The 19,472-nt window shown below is 63.0% G+C and carries 17 protein-coding genes; 7 read left to right on the top strand and 10 right to left on the bottom strand.

Annotated elements, in window-relative coordinates; genetic code table 11:
• The 5 genes from AC07OV_RS11590 to AC07OV_RS11570 form a co-directional block, all read right to left on the bottom strand.
• The gene (locus tag AC07OV_RS11590; RefSeq protein ID WP_494999152.1) at positions 1-1,311 is read right to left on the bottom strand and encodes an MFS transporter; all 1,311 of its coding nucleotides are present in this window, start codon (positions 1,309-1,311) and stop codon (positions 1-3) included.
• A gap of 320 nt (positions 1,312-1,631) precedes the next feature.
• Positions 1,632-2,264: an N-carbamoylsarcosine amidohydrolase gene (locus AC07OV_RS11585; protein ID WP_495092273.1), complete on the bottom strand. Its 633-nt coding sequence runs from the start codon at positions 2,262-2,264 to the stop codon at positions 1,632-1,634.
• Positions 2,265-2,275: 11 nt separating this feature from the next.
• Positions 2,276-3,028 (bottom strand): maleate cis-trans isomerase family protein, encoded by a 753-nt coding sequence (locus AC07OV_RS11580; protein WP_122307871.1) that lies wholly within the window; start codon positions 3,026-3,028, stop codon positions 2,276-2,278.
• Between the two features lie 11 nt (positions 3,029-3,039).
• Positions 3,040-3,843 carry an alpha/beta fold hydrolase gene (locus AC07OV_RS11575; RefSeq protein ID WP_495092272.1) on the bottom strand — a complete coding sequence of 268 codons (804 nt, stop codon included), beginning with the start codon at positions 3,841-3,843 and terminating at the stop codon, positions 3,040-3,042.
• Positions 3,840-4,973 (bottom strand): FAD-dependent monooxygenase, encoded by a 1,134-nt coding sequence (locus tag AC07OV_RS11570; protein ID WP_176998131.1) that lies wholly within the window; start codon positions 4,971-4,973, stop codon positions 3,840-3,842. Before AC07OV_RS11570 ends, AC07OV_RS11575 begins: the two co-directional genes overlap by 4 nt.
• Positions 4,974-5,280: 307 nt before the next feature.
• Here AC07OV_RS11570 and AC07OV_RS11565 point away from each other — a divergent pair, with 307 nt between their 5' ends.
• The 4 genes from AC07OV_RS11565 (at position 5,281) to AC07OV_RS11550 (ending at position 11,082) form a co-directional block, all read left to right on the top strand.
• Positions 5,281-6,333 carry a 2,5-dihydroxypyridine 5,6-dioxygenase gene (locus tag AC07OV_RS11565; protein WP_494999154.1) on the top strand — a complete coding sequence of 351 codons (1,053 nt, stop codon included), beginning with the start codon at positions 5,281-5,283 and terminating at the stop codon, positions 6,331-6,333.
• Positions 6,334-6,491: 158 nt separating this feature from the next.
• The gene (locus AC07OV_RS11560; RefSeq protein ID WP_176998133.1) at positions 6,492-6,926 is read left to right on the top strand and encodes a MarR family winged helix-turn-helix transcriptional regulator; all 435 of its coding nucleotides are present in this window, start codon (positions 6,492-6,494) and stop codon (positions 6,924-6,926) included.
• 143 nt (positions 6,927-7,069) lie between these two features.
• Positions 7,070-7,552 (top strand): (2Fe-2S)-binding protein, encoded by a 483-nt coding sequence (locus AC07OV_RS11555; protein WP_495092271.1) that lies wholly within the window; start codon positions 7,070-7,072, stop codon positions 7,550-7,552.
• Positions 7,553-7,557: 5 nt separating this feature from the next.
• The gene (locus AC07OV_RS11550; protein WP_495092270.1) at positions 7,558-11,082 is read left to right on the top strand and encodes a molybdopterin cofactor-binding domain-containing protein; all 3,525 of its coding nucleotides are present in this window, start codon (positions 7,558-7,560) and stop codon (positions 11,080-11,082) included.
• Positions 11,083-11,176: 94 nt separating this feature from the next.
• On the opposite strand, the gene AC07OV_RS11545 is transcribed toward AC07OV_RS11550, so the two are convergent.
• Positions 11,177-11,842, bottom strand: coding sequence for a TetR family transcriptional regulator (locus tag AC07OV_RS11545; RefSeq protein ID WP_495092269.1), 666 nt, complete (start codon positions 11,840-11,842; stop codon positions 11,177-11,179).
• Positions 11,843-12,001: 159 nt separating this feature from the next.
• Between AC07OV_RS11545 and ggt the strand changes: the two genes are divergently transcribed.
• Positions 12,002-13,726 carry a gamma-glutamyltransferase gene (ggt, locus tag AC07OV_RS11540; RefSeq protein WP_495092268.1) on the top strand — a complete coding sequence of 575 codons (1,725 nt, stop codon included), beginning with the start codon at positions 12,002-12,004 and terminating at the stop codon, positions 13,724-13,726.
• Here the strand turns inward: ggt and AC07OV_RS11535 are convergent.
• The 4 genes from AC07OV_RS11535 to AC07OV_RS11520 form a co-directional block, all read right to left on the bottom strand.
• Entirely contained in the window at positions 13,720-14,850 is a 1,131-nt protein-coding gene (locus AC07OV_RS11535) for an FAD-dependent oxidoreductase (RefSeq protein ID WP_495092267.1), read from the bottom strand. The two genes, ggt and AC07OV_RS11535, sit on opposite strands and share 7 nt — an antisense overlap.
• Positions 14,847-15,380, bottom strand: coding sequence for an AAA family ATPase (locus AC07OV_RS11530; RefSeq protein WP_494998641.1), 534 nt, complete (start codon positions 15,378-15,380; stop codon positions 14,847-14,849). The genes AC07OV_RS11535 and AC07OV_RS11530 overlap by 4 nt, the downstream gene beginning before the upstream one ends.
• Positions 15,377-15,940: a nicotinamide riboside transporter PnuC gene (gene pnuC, locus AC07OV_RS11525; RefSeq protein ID WP_176998139.1), complete on the bottom strand. Its 564-nt coding sequence runs from the start codon at positions 15,938-15,940 to the stop codon at positions 15,377-15,379. The genes AC07OV_RS11530 and pnuC overlap by 4 nt, the downstream gene beginning before the upstream one ends.
• 148 nt (positions 15,941-16,088) lie before the next feature.
• Complete coding sequence (locus tag AC07OV_RS11520) at positions 16,089-17,723, bottom strand: methyl-accepting chemotaxis protein (RefSeq protein ID WP_494998635.1); 1,635 nt, start codon at positions 17,721-17,723, stop codon at positions 16,089-16,091.
• 209 nt (positions 17,724-17,932) lie between these two features.
• Between AC07OV_RS11520 and AC07OV_RS11515 the strand changes: the two genes are divergently transcribed.
• Both AC07OV_RS11515 and AC07OV_RS11510 read left to right on the top strand, forming a co-directional pair.
• Positions 17,933-18,763 carry an undecaprenyl-diphosphate phosphatase gene (locus tag AC07OV_RS11515; RefSeq protein WP_176998141.1) on the top strand — a complete coding sequence of 277 codons (831 nt, stop codon included), beginning with the start codon at positions 17,933-17,935 and terminating at the stop codon, positions 18,761-18,763.
• Positions 18,760-19,143, top strand: a complete 384-nt coding sequence (locus AC07OV_RS11510) for a DUF1294 domain-containing protein (protein ID WP_495092266.1) — start codon at positions 18,760-18,762, stop codon at positions 19,141-19,143. Before AC07OV_RS11515 ends, AC07OV_RS11510 begins: the two co-directional genes overlap by 4 nt.
• Positions 19,144-19,472: the final 329 nt, after the last annotated feature.

Raw genomic sequence — 19,472 nt, 5'->3', positions numbered from 1 at the left:
TCAACGGTTCACCAGTTTCGCCGGCAAGGCGATGACCAGGAAGCTGCTGAGGATCAAGCAGCCCGCGAAAAACCACAAGGCACCGGCGCTGCTGCCTGTGACGTCGATCGCAACGCCCATCAACGAGTTGCTCACCAAGCCGGCAATGTTCGCCACCGAACAGGCCAGGGCAAAGCCCGTGGCAGCGGCGGTGCCTTTGAGGAAGGTGGCCGGCAGGCTGAAAAACACCGGCACCGCGCCGATGATCGCGGCCGAGGCGATGGCGAACAGCGCGACGGTGGCGGCGACGTTATGGGTAAAGAACGTGCTGGTGGCCATGGCTGCCGCGCCGATGAAGAACGGCACGATGATGTGCCAGCGGCGTTCGCGGTGTTTGTCCGAGCTGGCGCCGATCAGCAGCATGCCGAGCAAGGCTGCGATGCTCGGCAGCGCGGTGAGCACGCCGATATGGAAGGTGTCGGTCACCCCGGCGTTGCGGATAAAGGTCGGCATCCAGAAACCCATGGCGTAGGCGCTGAGCAGGATCGAGAAGTCGATACCGCCGAGCATCCACACCTTGAGGTTGAAGAAGCCGTCGCGAAAGCTGTGCTTGCTGCCGGTGGCGTCGGCCTCGTCCTTGCGCAGTTCGCTTTCCAGCAGGGCTTTTTCTTCATCCGACAGCCATTTGGCCTGCTGATAGGTGTTGGGCAGGGCCCAGAAGGTCAGCACGCCGAGCAATACGCTGGGCACGGCCTCGATCAGGAACAACCATTGCCAGCCGCGCAGGCCGGCCATCTGGTCGAAGTGACCCATGATCCAGCCGGACAGCGGGCCGCCGATCACGCTGGACAGCGGCAGGCCGATCATGAACAGCGCGATGATGCGCCCGCGTCGGTGGGTGGGGAACCAGGTGGTCAGGTAATACAGCACGCCCGGCAGGAAACCCGCTTCGGCGGCGCCAAGCAAAAAGCGCAGGATGTAGAACTGGGTGGTGGAGGTGACCAGCATGGTGCAGGCCGACAGCAGGCCCCAGGTGATCATGATGCGTGCGATCCAGATCTTCGCGCCGACCCGCTCCAGCACCAGGTTGCTCGGTACTTCAAAGATGATGTAGCCCACGAAGAACAGCCCGGCGCCGAGGCCGAACGCGGTTTCGCTGAAGTGCAGTTGGTCGAGCATCTGCAACTTGGCGAAGCCGATATTGATGCGGTCCAGGTAGGCCGCGAGGTAACAGAAGCACAGGAACGGAATCAGCTTCCAGGTGATCTTGTGGTAGAGCGTGGTGACGGGATCAGCGACGGTGGTCGCGGGCGCTGCATTCGCAATGGGCATTGGGGTGTCTCCTGGCGGTGACTTATGGTTTTTATACGGCCGCTTTGTTCCAGCACTTCGGAGTGCTGTAGAAGCGACTTCCAAAGGCAGTGTCAGAAGACTGAGGGGGGGGGCTGGCAACGCTCTCGTGTGGCGCCCGACTTATGTGGGAGCTGGCTTGCCTGCGATAGCATCGATGCGGTGTAGCAGTTACACCGCAGCGTCTGCATCGCGGGCAAGCCCGGCTCCCACAGGGATCGGTTCCCACATTCGGACGTGTTCCAGGCTGGGCCTCAGTTTTTTTCAGGACCACGCTCTATGGCGCAGTTCCCAATAACGTCTTATTGCTCCCTGAACTGATTCATCGCCTCCTGCTTGCTCACCACGTCGCCATACTTGCTGTCGATATCGAACAGGTTGGCTTCATGGGGAGCCGGGTGTCGATCGCCAACGCATTCACGCACGACGATGGTGCGAAACCCGTGTTGCACGGCATCCACCGCTGTGGCGCGGATGCAGCCGCTGGTGGAGCAACCGGCCAGCACCACGGTGTCGATGCCCTGGGCGTGCAGCATCGGGGCCAGGCTGCTGCCAAAAAACGCGCTGGCGTACTGCTTGGTGATCACCACTTCGTCGGTCTGGGGCAACACCTCGCTGCAAAACGCGGCGAGCGGGTTGCCTTCGACCATGTCTTTCATGACCGGGGCCTTCTTGACCCAGATCCCGCCATCGACGAAATGGCCGGGATGGTAGCGGATATTGGTGTGCACCACCGCAATCCCATGCCTGCGTGCGACGGCCAGCAGCTCGACGCTTTCGGCCACGGCACTGACCACGCCCGGCGCAAACAGCGGCGCGCCTTCGGTGGTGTAGCCCTGCATGAAGTCGATCATCAGCAGCGCGGCCTTTTTGCCAAAGCCGATGCGATTGCCCCAGACGCCCTGGTAGTTGGCGTCGGCGGATTGTTCGTTCATCACAAAGCCCCTCAGTAAGCGCCGGAGAGCAGGGCGCCGGCACCGGGCACGATGGGCTCCAGGTCCAGGGCCTTGAGCATGGCGTAGGTGGTGGCGATGGCGGCGGTGAGCACCGGTTTGCCGGTTTGTGCCTCGACCTTGGCCACCACCGGCAGCGACTGCATCTGCACGCAGGCCGACAGCACGATCACGTCCACGCCTTCCAGGTTCATGCCGGCGACGATGGCCGGCAGGTTGGCCGGGTCGTGGCGGGCCACTTCGAGGTTGTCGGGGATCTCCAGCGCGCGCCAGTCCACCACCTCAAAGCCTTCTTCGCGGATGTAGTTCACCACCAGTTCGGTGAGCGGCTTCATGTACGGCGCGACGATGGCGATGCGCTTGGCGCCCATCACCTTGAGGCCTTCAATCAAGGCACCGGCACTGGTGATCACCGGGGCGTTGGCGTCGTTGTCGGCGGTGGCCTTGCGCAAGCGTTGCTCGGAGTTGCGGTGATAGCCCAGCCCCATGGCCATGATCGCCACCAGGCAGGCGTAGCCCAGCACGTCGACCTTGGCGTCGGACAGCTCGACCGCGCAACGGTCGGACTCGCCGTCCATCGCTGCCAGTTCTTCCTTGCGCACTTGCTTCATGCGCATGCGGCTGGAGTGAAAGGTAAAGCGCTCCGGGCGGATGGCCTGGCGTGCGGTGAGCATCGCCGGGATCTCGGTTTCCATGGTGGTGTTGGAACTCGGCACGATCTGGCCGATGCGGTAAGGCTTGAGCATGGTGGTCTCCCTTATTGTTCGGTGGGCAGGAAGTCGCCCAGGGCGTCGAAGAAGCCCTGGAGGTCGTCCCACGGAATCATGTGCCCGGCGTTGGCCACGCGAACCACGTGGATCGCCGGTTGCAAGTCTTGGATCTCGGCGACGTCCTCGTCGAGAATCACGCCGCCACGCCCGGCCACCATCAACAGGGCAGGGGCCTTGAGGTGGGGCAGGTCTTGATGGAAGTCGACGTCGTGAAAATCATTGAAGGCGCGCACGATGGCGGGCTCGAAGCAGGTGTGCAGCCATTCGGCGCGCAGTTGCAGTTGTTCTTCGGTCCAGGTGGCGCAGAAGGCGCGCATGGCCTCGGCGTCCATGCCGACCAGCGACTGGCGGATGGAGTCGACGTACCACGGCAACTTGCTCGGGTAATCACGGCGGCCGGGACCGGACACCGGCGGGTCGATCAGCACCACGCGGTTCACGCCTTGGGGGTGCTTGACCGCACTGCGCACGGCAAAGCGTGCGCCCATGGAGTGGCCGACCAGGTGGTAGTGATCCAGGTTGAGCGCTTGGGCGAACGCGCCGATATCGTCGGCACAGGTCTCGGCGCTGTAATCCAGCTCGGGTCCGGTGGACGACAGGCCGCGTCCGCGCACATCGAGCACGTAGGTGTCGTAGTGCGCACCGAGGCGTTCGGCCACAAAGCCCCACGTGATAGCCGGGCTGGTGATGCCCGGGATCAGGATCAAAGCCGGGCCTTTACCGCCGTAACGCAGGTAGTGCTGGCGGATGCCATTGGCCTGGACGTTGCCGCCGTAGAGGAAGGTGCTCACGCGGCCACCCCCGATTTCAGCTCCTGGGCATACAGGTCATAACCGTAGACCCAGGCCGGGTCTTCTTGCGTGCGCAGCCAGGTGTTGGCGTTGGATACGGCCTGCACGCGGGATGCACGTTCCTTGCGGTTGGCTTCGTAGAGTTGGAACGCGGTGCGGTAGTCGCTGATGCCGGTTTCCTGCAGGCAGCGGGTGAGCATGGCGGCGTCTTCGATAGCCATGCCGGCGCCCTGGGCCATGTGCGGCTTCATCGGGTGGCAGGCGTCGCCCAACAGCACCAGGCGACCACGGCTCCACAATGGCAATGGGTTGCGGTTGCGCAGCGGCCATTTGGTCACGCTTTCAGTGGATTCGATCAGCGCCTGTACGGTGGGGTGGTAGCCCTTGAAAGCATCGAACATCTCTTCGCGGCTGCTGTCGACGAAGGCGCCCTGGAAGTCCCATTCGGCGTGGGGCACGCCGGTCACGTAGTAGTACTCGTCGCGCTTGCCGGTAGTGTAGTAGACCATCATGTGGCGGTCTTCGGTCCACCACTTGATGCAGTCTTCGAACTTGAGGTCGTACTTGGCCAACTGGTCGCCACGGATCAGTGCACGGTGCGCGACCCAGCCGCTGTACAGCGGTTTTTCCACGCCCAGCAGCTCTTCGCGGATCTTGGAGTTGATGCCGTCGGCGCCGATCACGATGTCGGCGTAGGTCACCTCGCCATCGGCGAAGGTCAGGCGCACCTGGGTGTCGGTTTCTTCGAGGGTTTCCAGGCGCTTGTTGAAGTGCAGGGTGCCCGGCTTGAGGGTGGACATCTGCAGGGCATGCAGGTCGCCGCGGTGCACGGTGATGTAGGACGCGCCGTAGCCAGTAAGCGGGATGCGTGACAGGTAATCACCGCTTTCGCCGCAACGGCTGAACCAATGCTCGGGGTGCGAGCCCATCAGGTCCAGCTGCTTTTCGATGCCCATGCGGCGGAAGATTTTCATGATGTTGGGGCCCATGTGGATCCCCGCACCCAGCCGGGAGAATTCTGGCGCCTGCTCGTAGATGTCCACATCGAAGCCAGCTTGCTGCAACAGGGTGGCGGCTGCGGCACCGCCAAGGCCGGCGCCGACGATGGCGATTTTCTGTGTGCTTCCCATGGGGCGTGATCCTCTCTCTTTTTGATTTTTGGCGGCGTCTGTCCGCAAGGTTTTTAAAGTGTATACGCTCATATTTTGAAATGGGAAGCCCGCATCTGAAAATTTATTTTTTGGCCATATTTATCCTGTGTAACGGGTTGTAGCCATTAAATAGTGGGCTTGTGTGGATTGGTAACGTTTTGGCGCGGTGCTTGCAGTCGGCCTGCAATTCAGGTCTTATCGTTAGTAATTGGCGTATACGCTATAAAAGTGCACTAGAGTGAAGCGCGGTGCTTGAACTTGGTGCAGCCCCACAGGAGACAGGAAAATGCCGGTAAGCGATTGCGAACTGACCCAGATGTTCGAGCATGTGTTGAAGCTGTCGAAGGTCGACCCGACCCAGAGCGTCGCCGTGCTCAAGAGCCATTACTCCGACCCGCGCACCGTGCGTGCCGCCATGGACGCCGCCCAGCGCCTGGGGGCCAAGGTGTATGCGGTGGAGCTGCCGTCGTTCAATCATCCCAAGGCGATGGGCAATGACATGACCGCCTACTGCGGCGACACCGCGCTCACCGGCAACATTGCCGCCCAGCGCGCCCTGGAGGCGGCGGACCTGATCGTCGACACCATGATGCTGCTGCATTCGCCGGAGCAGGAGCAGATCCTCAAGACCGGCACGCGCATCCTGCTGGCCGTGGAGCCCCCGGAAGTGCTGGCGCGCATGCTGCCCACCGAGGAAGACAAGGTGCGCGTACTGGCGGCGGAGCAGTTGCTGAAAAAGGCCCGTTCGATTCACGTCAAATCCCGCGCCGGCAGTGACTTCCGTGCCGCCCTGGGGCAATACCCGTCGGTGACTGAGTACGGCTTTGCCGACGAACCGGGGCGCTGGGACCACTGGCCCAGCGGCTTCCTGTTCTCGTGGCCCAACGAGGAAACCGCCGAGGGCGTGCTGGTGCTGGATATCGGCGACATCCTGCTGCCGTTCAAGACCTACACCCGCGAGAAGATCACCCTGGAGATCGAGAAGGGCTTTATCACTAAAATTCACGGCGGCTTCGAGGCCGAGTACCTGCGCGACTACATGAAGTACTTCAACGATCCCGAGGTGTACGGCATCTCCCATATCGGCTGGGGCCTGCAGCCACGGGCGCAGTGGACGGCCATGGGCCTGCACGACAAGAACGACGGCATGTGCATGGACGCGCGGGCGTTCTATGGCAACTTCCTGTTCTCCACCGGGCCGAACACCGAAGTGGGCGGCACGCGCAAGACGCCGTGCCATATGGACATTCCGCTGCGTAACTGCGATGTGTACCTGGACGACGAGGCCGTCGTTATCGCCGGTGATGTCGTCGCCCCCGCAGCCTCCCTGGCTCGCTAAACATCCCTGTAGGAGCCGGCTTGCCGGCGATAAGGCCCTCAAATGTTGCGCACATCTTGAGGCCGCCATCGCCGGCAAGCCGGCTCCTACATGGGTAGGTGTTTACGGCACATCCCGCTATCATGGCTCCCCATCGTTCATCATCCCCCGAGCCCGCCGTGCCTGATTCCTACGTCTTTTCCGAGCAAGTTGGCCATCTGCTGCGCAAGGCCTACCAGCGCCACCTGGCGATTTTCCAGCAGAATGTCGGTGACTCCCAGCTCACCGCCGTGCAGTTCGTCACCCTGTGTGCCCTGCGCGATCACGGTGCAAGTTCGCTGACCGAACTGGTCAAGGCCACCGCCGTCGACCAGGCGACCATTCGCGGCATCGTCGAGCGGCTCAAGGCCAAGGAGCTGATTACCCTGGAGCCCGACCCTCAGGACAAGCGCAAAGTGGTGGTGGACTTGTCGGCGTCCGGCGCCGAACTGGTGGGCCAGACGGCGCCGCGTGCCGCGCAGATCAGCGAACTGACCCTGAGTAACCTCAACCCCGCCGAACGCGTGGCGATGCTGTTCCTGCTGCGCAAGATGATCGACGACCCACAGGAATAAATTAGGTCTGGCACCGTTTTTGCTCTGAGTTGATGTAGTAGCCACTTCACCAGCCAAGTGTGTCGCGAGGCCCCAGGTCCGCGACGCTTTTTTTTGGCTGTTTCGTGTAGTGACCACTTCACCAATTGGCACAGGCGAAGCGAATGATCAGCCAGCACATCACGGTAGCGCTTGAGGTCAACGGCCAAACAAGCGAAGTCAGCGCCATGGCGGACACCCCGCTGTTACTGGTGCTGCGCAATGACTTGGAACTCAACGGCCCCAAGTACGGCTGCGGCCTGGGCGAGTGCGGTGCCTGCACCGTGATCATCGACGGCGTGGCCGCACGCGCGTGCGTGTTCCCGTTGGCCGGCGCGGTGGGTCGCCAGATTGTCACCCTGGAAGGCCTGGGCACACGCCAGGCGCTGCACCCGGTGCAACAGGCCTTTATCGACGAGCAGGCCGCGCAATGCGGCTACTGCCTCAACGGCATGATCATGACCGCCAAGGCCTTGCTCGACCGCAACCCCAATCCCAGCGAAGCCGAGGTGCGCAATGAACTCTCGGGCAACCTCTGCCGCTGCGGCACCCATATCGAAATCCTGCGTGCGGTGCTGCGTGCCGCTCGCCTCATGACGGTGGATTGATGAGCATGACCGACACGACCCTTTCCCGTGATCAGTGGCTGGCCAAGGCCGGTGTGTTGTTGATCGTCGATGACGTGTTGCCGCCGTCGGGGCCGGTGGCCAAGGGCGGCACGCCGACGGTGAAACCCAAGGAACTGGGGCTGTTTATCGCCGTGAACGATGACGGCCTGGTCTATGCCTTCAACGGCCATGTCGATCTGGGCACCGGCATTCGTACGTCGCTGGCGCAGATCGTCGCCGAAGAGCTCGATCTGGCGCTGGAGCAGGTCAAGATGGTGCTTGGCGACACTGAGCGCGCGCCCAACCAGGGGGCGACCATTGCCAGTGCGACCTTACAGATTTCCGCCATCCCGTTGCGTAACGCCGCAGCCGAAGCACGGCGTTTTCTGCTGGCGCGGGCGGCGGGGCGCTGGGGCGTGAGCACGGGCAGCCTCAAGGTGGAAGCCGGTGTGATCCACGCCGCAGACGGACGCACCACCACCTATGGCGAGTTGGTCAGCGGCCAGCACGATCAACTGCGCATCAGCGGTGATGCGCCTCTCAAGGCCATCGAGGATTACCGCTTGGTCGGCAAGGGCGCGGCCCGGGTGGACATCCCCGGCAAGGCCACCGGCGAGCTGACCTATGTGCACGACATGCGCGTCCCCGGCATGCTTCACGGTCGGGTGGTACGCCCGCCGTACGCGGGGCTCGATTGCGGAGACTTTGTCGGCAATAGCCTGCTGAGTGTGGACGAGGCGTCCATCGCGCATATCCCGGGAATCGTCGCCGTGGTGGTGATCCGCGATTTTGTCGGCGTGGTGGCCCTGCGCGAAGAACAGGCGATCAAGGCGGCCCACGAACTGCTGGTGCACTGGAAACCCTGGAACCACGCCTTGCCGGACATGAGTGACGTGGAGCAGGCCATCCGCGACAACCCACGGGTCCGCCGCACGGTGCTCGACCAGGGCCATGTCGACAAGGCACTGGCCGGCGCCAGCCAGCGCATGCCGCGCAGTTACCTGTGGCCGTATCAGATGCATGGCTCAATCGGGCCCTCTTGTGGGGTGGCGGACTATTCGCCCGCGGGCAGTCGGGTGTGGTCGGGCAGCCAGAACCCGCACCTGTTACGCGCCGACCTGGCGTGGTTGCTGGAATGCGAGGAAGGGCTGATCGACGTGATCCGCATGGAAGCGGCCGGCTGCTATGGGCGCAACTGCGCCGATGATGTGTGTGCCGACGCCTTGTTGTTGTCCCGCGCAGTGGGCAAGCCGGTGCGCGTGCAACTGACCCGCGAACAGGAACACCTGTGGGAGCCCAAAGGCACGGCGCAATTGATGGATGTCGACGGCGGGCTGAATGCTGACGGCAGCATCGCCGCCTACGACTTTGAAACCAGCTACCCCTCCAACGGCGCGCCGACCCTGGCGTTGCTGCTCACCGGTCGGGTAGAGCCGGTGGCCGCGATGTTCGAGATGGGCGACCGCACCTCGATCCCGCCCTACGACATCGACAACATGCGCGTGACTATCAACGACATGGCGCCCATCGTGCGTGCGTCGTGGATGCGCGGGGTGTCGGCACTGCCCAATACCTTTGCCCACGAGTCCTATATCGACGAACTGGCCTTTGCCGCCGGCGTCGATCCGGTGGAATACCGCCTGCGTTACCTCAAGGACGAGCGTGCCATCGACCTGGTGAAATCCACCGCCGAGCGCGCCAACTGGTCGCCGCGCACCGCGCCGATGCAAACCGCCAACGAGGATCACCTGCTGCGCGGTCGTGGCTTTGCCTATGCGCGCTACATCCACAGCAAGTTCCCGGGGTTTGGCGCGGCGTGGGCGGCCTGGGTGGCGGATGTGGCCATCGACAAGCAGACCGGCGACGTGTCGGTGACGCGGGTGGTGATCGGGCATGACTCGGGGATGATGATCAACCCGGCCGGGGTGCAGCACCAGATCCACGGCAATGTGATCCAGTCCACCAGCCGCGTGCTGAAGGAGCGGGTGACCTTTGAAGAGTCGACGGTGGCGAGCAAGGAGTGGGGCGGCTACCCGATCCTGACCTTCCCGGAAGTGCCGAAGATCGACGTACTGATGATGCCGCGCCAGGACCAGCCGCCCATGGGCGCCGGAGAATCGGCGTCGGTGCCCAGTGCGGCGGCGATTGCCAATGCGATCTATGACGCCACCGGCATTCGTTTTCGTGAGTTGCCGATCACCCCGGAACGGGTATTGGCGGCGCTGAATGCCGGCACGTTGGGCGAACCGGCCAAGTCGCCGGAGAAACGCAAGAAGTGGTGGTTTGGCGCACTGTTCGCCACCTTGGGCGCCTTGGCCGCCACGGCCTGGCCCTTCCACAGTGAGATCGCGCCGATTGCCCCGCCCGCTGCCGGCACCTGGTCCAAGGCCACCCTGGAACGCGGGCGTTTGCTCGCCGCCGTTGGCGATTGTGCGGTGTGCCACACGGCGCCGGGTGGTGCGGCCAATGCGGGCGGGCTGGCGATGGAGACGCCGTTCGGCACGCTGTACAGCAGCAATATCACCCCGGACGTAAAGACCGGCATTGGCGCCTGGTCGTACCCGGCCTTCGAGCGGGCCATGCGCGACGGCATTGGCCGCGATGGGCGCAACTTGTACCCGGCGTTTCCCTATACGGCGTTTCGCAATATCAACGATGCCGACATGCAGGCGCTGTATGCCTACCTCATGAGCCAGGCACCCGTGAGCCAGGCGCCGACGCCGAATGCCATGCGCTTTCCGTTCAATATCCGGCCGTTGATGGCGGGGTGGAACGCGTTGAATTTAAGGCGCGGCGAAATCACCGTGCAGCCGGAGCGCAGTGAGCAATGGAATCGCGGCAATTACCTGGTCAATGGCCTGGGGCACTGCGCGGCGTGTCATTCGCCGCGCAACCTGATGGGCGCGGAGAAGGGCGGCAAGGCGTTCCTCGCGGGAGGCATGGTCGATGGTTGGGAGGCGCCGGCGTTGACTGGGTTGTCCAAGGCGCCGACGCCGTGGACCGAGGATCAGTTGTTCACGTATTTGAGTACGGGGTACTCGGACGCCCATGGCGTGGCGGCCGGGCCGATGGGGCCGGTGGTGAGTGAGTTGTCGAAATTGCCCAAGACGGATATCCGGGCGATGGCGGTGTATTTGGCGTCACTCAATGGCGAGGCGACAGCCCAAGCGCAAAGCGTCGCGACGACGGTGCCAAACCCGAATGGTCGACGTGTGTTCGAGGGCTCGTGCAAGGCCTGCCACGCCGATGGCCTGGGGCCGAAGTTGTTTGGGGTGAGCCCGTCACTGGCCACCAACACCAACGTGCACAGCGACCAGCCGGACAATTTGATCAAGGTGATTTTGCAAGGCATCAGCAATCCGGCGACCAGGGACCTGGGGTACATGCCGGGGTTCAAGGACAGCTTGTCCAATAGTCAGGTGGCGGATCTGGCGGCGTACCTGCGCGGGCAATTTGCGCCGAATGCGCCGCAGTGGCAGGGCTTGGAGCAGAAGGTGGCGCATTTGCGGGCCAACCCCGGTACTCACTGAACACACCGTTCCCTTGTAGGAGCCCGGCTTGCCGGCGATGGCGTCCTATGATCAGGCGCTAAATGTGAAGGCCCCATCGCCGGCAAGCCGGCTCCTACAGGGGATTTGTGTTGTTATCGGATGTGGGGGTGACGCCGCGCAGGACGAGGTCGGTGATGAAGGCCAGCCAATCCTGCTGCTGCCCCTTGTCCGTCAGGTCTTCGCCGAGAAATGAGCTGAGGGTATGGCGGTTGGAGTTATAGAAGTAGCAGAGCGAGGCAATCATCAAATACACGTGCTTGAGGTCCACGTCCTGGCGAAATACACCTTGCGCCTGCCCAGCCTCGATGATCGGCCGTAATACGCCAACCGCTTCGCCCGACAACCGGCGCATCTCGCCGGACTGCTGCGCATGCTTGCCCTGGTGCAGGTTCTCGATGCTCAGGATTGCCACGAATTCCGGGTGTTTGACGTAGTAGTTCCAGATAAACCCCACCAGATCACGCAAGGCCTGCACCGGCGCATCGAGGTCGAGCTTGAGCTTGCTTTCGGCTTTGTTGAATTGCTCGTAGATGTGTTCCAGCACGCAGACGAACAGGTGTTCCTTGCTGCCGAAATAGTAATAGAGCATGCGGTCGTTGGAGTCGGCTGCCTTGGAAATGCTGTCGACCCGGCCACCGGAATAACCGTCGCGGGCGAACACCTTGACCGCCGCCTGCAGGATGCGTGCACGTGTCTGGTCCGCCTGTTGGGCACGAATGCCGGTCTTCTTGATCACCATGGAGAGCGCCTTGCGCGACAGTCAGGGCGCGAAATATAGCATGGGCATTTTTTCGGCCGTTCTGTGACCGACAAGTTCTGTAATAAAAACGCCATTGCACTGGGGATTGGATCCTGAACGGGCTATTTTGGTGCACCTCAATAACTAGAGTAGCCATGGATGAAATACCAACCCTTCAGCCTTACTTTGATTGCCACTGCCCTGGTGCTGACGGTCAGCGGTGTACAAGCCGCTTCCCAGGCCCCGGTGGCCGGTGAAAATGGCATGGTGGTGACCGCCCAGCATTTGGCCACTCATGTGGGTGTGGATGTGCTCAAGGCCGGCGGCAACGCGGTGGATGCGGCCGTCGCCGTGGGCTATGCGCTGGCCGTGGTGTATCCGGCGGCGGGTAACCTGGGCGGTGGCGGGTTCATGACCGTGCAACTGGCCGACGGGCGCAAGACCTTCCTCGACTTCCGCGAAAAAGCCCCGCTGGCGGCGACTGCCGACATGTACCTGGACAAGGACGGCAAGGTCATCGACGGCCTGAGCGCCAAGGGCCATTTGGCCGTGGGCGTGCCTGGCACCGTCTCCGGCATGGAACTGGCCCTGAGCAAGTACGGCACCCTCAAGCGCGCCCAGGTGATTGCCCCGGCGATCAAGCTGGCGGAAAACGGCTTCGCCCTGGAGCAGGGTGATATCGACCTGCTGCACACCGCCACCGGCGAGTTCGAAAAAGACAAGGACATGCGCGCCATCTTCCTGCACAACGGCCAACCGATGCAGGTGGGCCAGAAACTGGTGCAGAAAGACCTGGCCAAGACCCTCAAGGAAATCTCCGCCAAGGGCACCGATGGTTTCTATAAAGGCTGGGTAGCGAAGGCGCTGGTGGATTCCAGCCAGGCCGGCAAAGGCATCATCACCCAGGCTGACCTGGACAAGTACAAGACCCGTGAGTTGGCGCCTATCGAGTGCGATTACCGGGGCTACCACGTGGTTTCGGCGCCGCCTCCGAGCTCCGGTGGCGTGGTGATCTGCCAGATCATGAACATCCTCGAAGGCTACCCGATGGCCGACCTGGGCTACCACTCGGCCCAGGGCCTGCACTACCAGATCGAAGCGATGCGCCACGCCTACGTGGACCGTAACAGCTACCTCGGCGACCCGGACTTCGTGAAGAACCCAATCGCCCACCTGCTGGACAAGGACTACGCCGCCAAGCTGCGCGCCGCTATCGAACCGCAGAAGGCCGGTGACTCCCAAGCCATCAAGCCCGGCGTGTCGCCCCATGAAGGCAACAACACCACCCACTATTCCATCGTCGACAAGTGGGGCAACGCGGTCTCGGTCACCTACACCCTCAACGACTGGTTCGGTGCGGGCGTGATGGCAAGCAAGACCGGTGTGATCCTCAACGATGAAATGGACGACTTCACCGTCAAGGTCGGCGTGCCGAACATGTACGGCCTGGTCCAGGGCGAAGCCAACGCCATTGCCCCGGGCAAGGCGCCGCTGTCGTCGATGAGCCCGACCATCGTGACCAAGGACGGCAAGGCCGTGATGGTGGTGGGTACGCCGGGTGGCAGCCGCATTATCACCGCCACCTTACTGACCATCCTCAATGTCATCGACTACAAGATGAACATCCAGGAAGCCGTGGACGCGCCGCGTTTCCACCAGCAGTGGATGCCTGAGACCACCAACCTGGAAACCTTCGCGGTCAGCCCGGACACCCAGAAGATCCTCGAAAGCTGGGGCCACAAGTTCGCCGGCCCGCAAGACGCCAACCACTTGGCCGCAATCCTGGTGGGCGCACCGTCCCTGGGTGGCAAACCGGTAGGCAACAACCGTTTCTACGGCGCGAATGATCCGCGCCGTAACACCGGTTTGTCCCTGGGTTACTGAGGCGTGAGGTGGTGATGCAGGTGGGCCAGGGACAGCGCCACGCTGTCATGGGATAGCTGCAGGGCGGCGCCCTCGGCGCTGCCTTGGGCTGCCGGCATCACCCGTTCGAACATGTGAGTTTCATACGCCTGCACGGCTTTCGAGCCGTCAGGTGTCTCCAGCAGGTGCTGTGCCAGTTCGGCAGCGTCGAGCATCGCCGCATTCACCCCTTCGCCGCCAAACGGCGACATCAAGTGCGCCGCATCCCCGATCAACGTCAACCCAGGCCGATGGGCCCAGCGATGCCCGACGGGCAAGGCGTGGATGTGCCGGACGATCAGGGTAGGGCTGGCGGCATCGAACAGCGCCAGCACGTCCGGGTGCCAGCCTTGGAATTGGGTTTTCAGCGAGGGCGCGTGGGACAGGTCAATCGTGTTCGCCGCCCAGTCCGTAGGCACGCGGAAGATCGCATAGCCGCGCAGGTGCGCGTTGGCGTTGCGCTGCACGATGATCGAGCGGGCTTCGCCAGCCACTTGCAGCGTGCCGCGACCGACCAGGCGGGCGGCGAGTGGGTGCCTTAGGTCGGCGTCGTCGATGTTGAACTCAATAAAGGTCAACCCGCTGTACTGCGGCTGATAAGGCGACAGCAACGGGCGGATTTTCGACCAGGCCCCGTCGGCACCCACCACTAGGTCGAAGGGGCCGTGATGGAGGTCGCCTTGATGCAGCGTCCAGCGCTGGTCATCGCCCTGGCTGACGTGATGGATGCTCACACCCCACTTCACGCCCCCCTCGGGCAGGGAGTCGAGCAGGATCTGGCGCAGCTGGGTGCGGTCGACTTCCGGGCGGTCGCCTGCCTCGGGGTTCGGGTCTTCAAACAGCAACTGGCCGTGATGGTCCATCAGCCGTGATCCCTGGTCTTCATAGCGGGCGATGCGTTTGAAGGCGTCTTCCAGGCCGGCTTGTTGCAACGCGAACTGGCCGGACTCCACGTGCAGATCCAGCGTGCCACCTTGCGGGCGCTCCAGCGGCCCGCTTTCACGCTCGAATACGCAGACGGCTACACCGTGACGGCTGAGGATACGCGCCAGGGTCAGGCCGCCAGGGCCGCCGCCGACGATGGCGATACGCAGGGGGTGAGTCATGCAGGCACCTCGGCAAGGAGTTGTTCAACGGCTTGGAATGCGATGGCGCGGCGTTCTTCCCAGCTGCCACGAATGACCAGCGCTGGCTGCTGGTGCCGCTCGATCCAGTCCAGGCTGTCCTGGAAAAACGCCTGGCGGTCCGCCAGTTCCGGTTGGCAGCGCTGGCCGTCGGCGGTCCACTCCACGTCCTCCGGTGACAGCACCAGGTGCAGGTCGTAGTGCCGTGCCAGCAGTTCGCTGTCGAGCCAGGCGGGGTAGTCGCCGAACAGGGTCTGGCTCCACAGCTTGTTGGTCAGCAAGTGCGTGTCGAGGATCAGCAGGTCGGGCTGTTTGGCGCGGGCGGCATCTTCCCAGGCCAGTTGGCCGTGGGCGATAGCGGGGATGTCGGCCAGGGTGGTGTCGCGCTGATGTTGGTCGATGAAGTGGCGCACGTATTCGCCGACCATCACACCGCCAAAATGCGCTTGCAGTTCCGCCGCCAGCCAGCTTTTACCGCTGGACTCGGGGCCGGCCAGTACCACCACCTTCATGCGCGCAGCGCCGGGTCGGCACGCCATTCACGCCAGCCCTGCACGGCGATCACGGTGAACAGCGCATAGAGCGCGGCCGTGAGGTACAGGCCTTTGTAGAGGAACAGGCCAACGAAAATCACATCCACCGCGATCCACAACGGCCAGCATTGCACGCGCTTCTGCGCCATCCACATCTGCGCGACCAGGCTGAAGCCGGTGAGGGCGGCGTCGAGCCAGGGCTGGGCGGCGTCGGTCCAGTGGGCCATGGCCGCGCCCAACAACAGGCTGCCGGCCGCACCCACGGCCAGGCTGGTCATGATCGCCGGCCAGCCGAGGCTGGTGACCTGGCGACCCTGTTTGACCTCGCCGGCGCGGGTCCACTGCCACCAGCCGTACACTTGCAGCGCGGCGTAGACCACTTGCAGCAGCATGTCGGAATAGAGTTTTACGTCGAAGAATATCCAGGTGTAGAGCAGCACCATCACCAGGCCGATGGGCCAGCACCAAGGGTTCTGTTTGACCGTCAGCCAGACAGCGATCACCCCCAGGGCGGCGGCGAACAGTTCAAGCCCGGACATGGCGGTTCCTTAGGGGAGACGAAGAGGGCGCTGATTGTAACCAAAGATGGTCCATTGTAGGAGCCGGCTTGCCGGCGATTCGCCCTTGGGTCTTGTGGCCATTTCAAGAGCGCTATCGCCGGCAAGCCGGCTCCTACAGGGGGCGGGGTTAGATTTTGAATGGGCGCAACAGGCCATCGAGTTGTTCGCTGAGACCGCGCAGGTGGGCGCTGGCGACGCTCGATTGCTCTGCCGCCAACGCGGTGCTGTGGGACAGGCCTGCCGCCTGGGTGACGTTCTGGTTGATGTCTTCAACCACATGGGCCTGCTGCAAGGTGGCGCTGGCGATCGAGGCATTCAGGCCGTTGAGGTTGCGCAGCGCCTGGCCGATGGCATTGAGGCTGGCACCGGCCTGGCCGGCTTGTTCGATGGTCAGTTGCGACGCGCTGTGGCTGTCGCTGATCACCTTGACCGCCGCTTCCGAGTGGCCCTGCAGGCGCTCGATCATCACCTGGATCTCGGCGGTGGACTTTTGCGTGCGCTGGGCCAGCAGGCGCACTTCATCGGCCACCACGGCAAACCCCCGGCCTTGCTCGCCGGCGCGTGCCGCTTCGATGGCGGCGTTGAGGGCCAGCAGGTTGGTCTGGTCGGCAATCGAGCGGATCACTTCCAGCACGCCGCCAATCTGTGTGCTTTCGCTGGACAGGGTGCGGATCACCTCCACGGCCTGGCTGATGGTGCCCGAGAGCTGGTCGATCTGCTGCAGGCTGCCGTCGATGTTCACCTGGCCTTGCTGCGCCTGGGCCTGGGCGTCACGCATTTCGCTGGCGGCGTGCTCGGCGTTTTTCGCCACGTCCTGCACGCCGTAGGTCACTTCATTGATGGCGGTGGCCACCAGTTCCATCTGCTGCGACTGCTGCTGGCTGCGGTCATGGGCCTGGCTGGCGTTGGTGCCCAGCTCGGTGGAGGACTGCCCGAGGGCGTTGGCGCACACCTGCAACTGGCCCACCACCTGGCGCAGCTTGGCGGTGAAGCTGTTGAAGTGCCGGGACAGCTGGGTCACCTCATCATTGCCGTGGGTGTCCAGGCTGCGGGTCAGGTCGCTTTCGCCGCTGGCGATATTGCCCATGGCATTCACCGCCGCCTGCAACGGGTTGACGATGCTGCGGGCGATCACTGTCACCAGCAAGGCCATGACCAGCGCAATGCCCAGGCCAATCAGCGAGGCTTTCCACACCTGGCCCTTGAACTCGGCCTGCACGTCGTCCACGTACACACCGGAACCGATGATCCAGCCCCAGGGTTCGAACAGCTGGATGTACGAGGTTTTCTCCACCGGCGCTTCGGCACCCGGCTTCGGCCAACGATAGTTGACGATGCCGGCGCCCTTGGCCTTGGCCAGGATCACGAACTCGTTGAACACCGCAAACCCGTCCGGGTCGCGGATGGCCGAGAGGTTCTGGCCGTCCAGCTTGGGGTTGGCGGCGTGCATGATCATCACGGGGGTGAGGTCGTTGATCCAGAAGTAGTCGTCGTGGTCGTAGCGCAGGCCGCGCACGGCGCTCAACGCCTGTTTCTGCGCGGCTTCGCGGGTGAGCGCGCCGGTTTTTTCAAGGTTCTGGTAATAGGCGAGGACGCCGCTGGCCGTCTGCACCACGTGCTGGGTCTGCTGGCGCTTGGCCTGGTAGAGGTCGCCGTGGATCTGCTTGAGCATCAGCAGGCCCAGGGTCAACAGCATCAACACGGCGACGATCAGGATCAGCCAGAGACGACGGCTGATCGACATGCTGCGCAAACTGTTCATGGTCCTGTCACTCCGTGCTTTTTATAATTGTGGGTGCTGCATCGACATTTCCGGCTTGTCTGATAGGCTTTCGGCCTGCAATCGGAAAACCTGAGTACTGCCTGATTTTTCACGCAATTTTTGCACGCCGGGGTTGACTATCAACACCGGGCCTTCGGTGCGCTCGCCTCTTTGAATCATTAGAAACACGCACGACCTTTGGGAGAAACATGGACATTTGGACCGCCATACAGGCATTGATTTTGGGCGTTGTGGAAGGGCTGACCGAGTTCCTGCCGATCTCCAGCACCGGCCACCAGATCATCGTCGCCGACCTGATCGGCTTCGGCGGCGAACGCTTCGAAGCGTTCAATATCATCATCCAGCTGGGCGCGATCCTCGCCGTGGTCTGGGAATTCCGGCGCAAGATCTTCGACGTGGTCACCGGCTTGCCGACCCAGCGCAATGCCCAGCGCTTCACGGTCAACCTGATCATCGCGGTACTGCCAGCGGTGGTACTGGGGGTGATTTTTGCCGACCTGATCAAGCACTACCTGTTCAACCCGATCACCGTGGCGGCAGCCCTGGTCGTCGGCGGCGTGATCATGCTGTGGGCCGAGCGCCGCCAGCACGCGGTGCACGCCGAAACCGTGGACGACATCACCTGGAAAGACGCGATCAAGGTGGGCTTTGCCCAGTGCCTGGCGATGATCCCGGGCACCTCGCGTTCCGGCGCGACCATCATTGGCGGCCTGCTGTTCGGCCTGTCGCGCAAGACCGCCACCGAGTTCTCGTTCTTCCTGGCCATGCCGACCATGGTCGGTGCCGCCGTGTATTCGGGCTACAAGTACCGCCACCTGTTCCAGCCCGATGACCTGCCGGTGTTCGCCATCGGTTTTGTCACCTCGTTCATCTTCGCGATGATCGCGGTCAAGGCCTTGCTCAAGTTCATCGCCAGTCACAGCTACGCGGCCTTTGCCTGGTACCGCATCGCCTTCGGCCTGGTGATCCTGGCGACCTGGCAATTCGGCTGGATCGACTGGACCGCGGTCAAGCCATGAACATCCAGCACCCACGCCTCAAGGCGCTGATCTTCGTGCTGCTGTGCGCCGCGCCGCTGCTGGGCTCGGCCTTGCTCTGGTATCGCGGCGAAACGCTGATCCCGCTCGCGGCCTACGGCGTGGTCAGCGTGGTGGCGTTCCTGATGTACTGGAACGACAAACGCAAGGCCCAGACCGAAGGCCGCCGCACCCCGGAAAATATCCTGCACGCCGTCGAACTGGCAGGCGGCTGGCCGGGCGCGTTACTCGCCCAGCAAGTCTTCCGGCACAAGACCCGCAAAGTGTCTTACCAAGTCCTGTTCTGGGTGATCGTGCTGTTGCACCAAGTGTTCTGGCTGGACCAACTGTTCCTGGGCGGCACGCTGCTGTCAGTCCTTTAGGCAAAACACCCAACGCTAACCACGATGCGAAGCGAGCCGCTCTTGTAGGAGCTGGCTTGCCGGCGATGCAGGCACCTTGGTGAATCAGGCATACCCGGTTGATGCCATCGCAGGCAAGCCAGCTCCCACAGTGAGGGCGCGCGTCATCGTTCGCGACCATCGCCGGCAAGCCGGCTCCTACAGTGGACCGTGTTTGCTTTTGCTCTACACCACTCAAGCCGGCTGTCAGGCCGCTGTGCTCTTGCTTTTGACTTTGATCTTAGGCGGCCCCCCAAATACCTGTCGGATTACGGGCACACCGAGCCTAGGCGAGGTGCCGAGTGTTGGGG

Source organism: Pseudomonas sp. GW821-FHT09A09 (genome assembly GCF_059418405.1).
This window is presented reverse-complemented; position numbering and strand designations above follow the sequence as displayed.

Bases quoted from the DNA above. Each gene is read 5' to 3' on its own strand.
- AC07OV_RS11580 (WP_122307871.1), bottom strand. From the start codon at position 3,028: ATGCTCAAGCCTTACCGCATCGGCCAGATCGTGCCGAGTTCCAACACC.
- ggt (WP_495092268.1), top strand. From the start codon at position 12,002: ATGAAATACCAACCCTTCAGCCTTACTTTGATTGCCACTGCCCTGGTG.
- AC07OV_RS11555 (WP_495092271.1), top strand. From the start codon at position 7,070: ATGATCAGCCAGCACATCACGGTAGCGCTTGAGGTCAACGGCCAAACA.
- AC07OV_RS11515 (WP_176998141.1), top strand. From the start codon at position 17,933: ATGGACATTTGGACCGCCATACAGGCATTGATTTTGGGCGTTGTGGAA.
- AC07OV_RS11550 (WP_495092270.1), top strand. From the start codon at position 7,558: ATGACCGACACGACCCTTTCCCGTGATCAGTGGCTGGCCAAGGCCGGT.
- AC07OV_RS11520 (WP_494998635.1), bottom strand. From the start codon at position 17,723: ATGAACAGTTTGCGCAGCATGTCGATCAGCCGTCGTCTCTGGCTGATC.
- AC07OV_RS11535 (WP_495092267.1), bottom strand. From the start codon at position 14,850: ATGACTCACCCCCTGCGTATCGCCATCGTCGGCGGCGGCCCTGGCGGC.
- AC07OV_RS11530 (WP_494998641.1), bottom strand. From the start codon at position 15,380: ATGAAGGTGGTGGTACTGGCCGGCCCCGAGTCCAGCGGTAAAAGCTGG.
- AC07OV_RS11510 (WP_495092266.1), top strand. From the start codon at position 18,760: ATGAACATCCAGCACCCACGCCTCAAGGCGCTGATCTTCGTGCTGCTG.
- AC07OV_RS11565 (WP_494999154.1), top strand. From the start codon at position 5,281: ATGCCGGTAAGCGATTGCGAACTGACCCAGATGTTCGAGCATGTGTTG.
- AC07OV_RS11585 (WP_495092273.1), bottom strand. From the start codon at position 2,264: ATGAACGAACAATCCGCCGACGCCAACTACCAGGGCGTCTGGGGCAAT.
- AC07OV_RS11570 (WP_176998131.1), bottom strand. From the start codon at position 4,973: ATGGGAAGCACACAGAAAATCGCCATCGTCGGCGCCGGCCTTGGCGGT.
- pnuC (WP_176998139.1), bottom strand. From the start codon at position 15,940: ATGTCCGGGCTTGAACTGTTCGCCGCCGCCCTGGGGGTGATCGCTGTC.
- AC07OV_RS11545 (WP_495092269.1), bottom strand. From the start codon at position 11,842: ATGGTGATCAAGAAGACCGGCATTCGTGCCCAACAGGCGGACCAGACA.
- AC07OV_RS11590 (WP_494999152.1), bottom strand. From the start codon at position 1,311: ATGCCCATTGCGAATGCAGCGCCCGCGACCACCGTCGCTGATCCCGTC.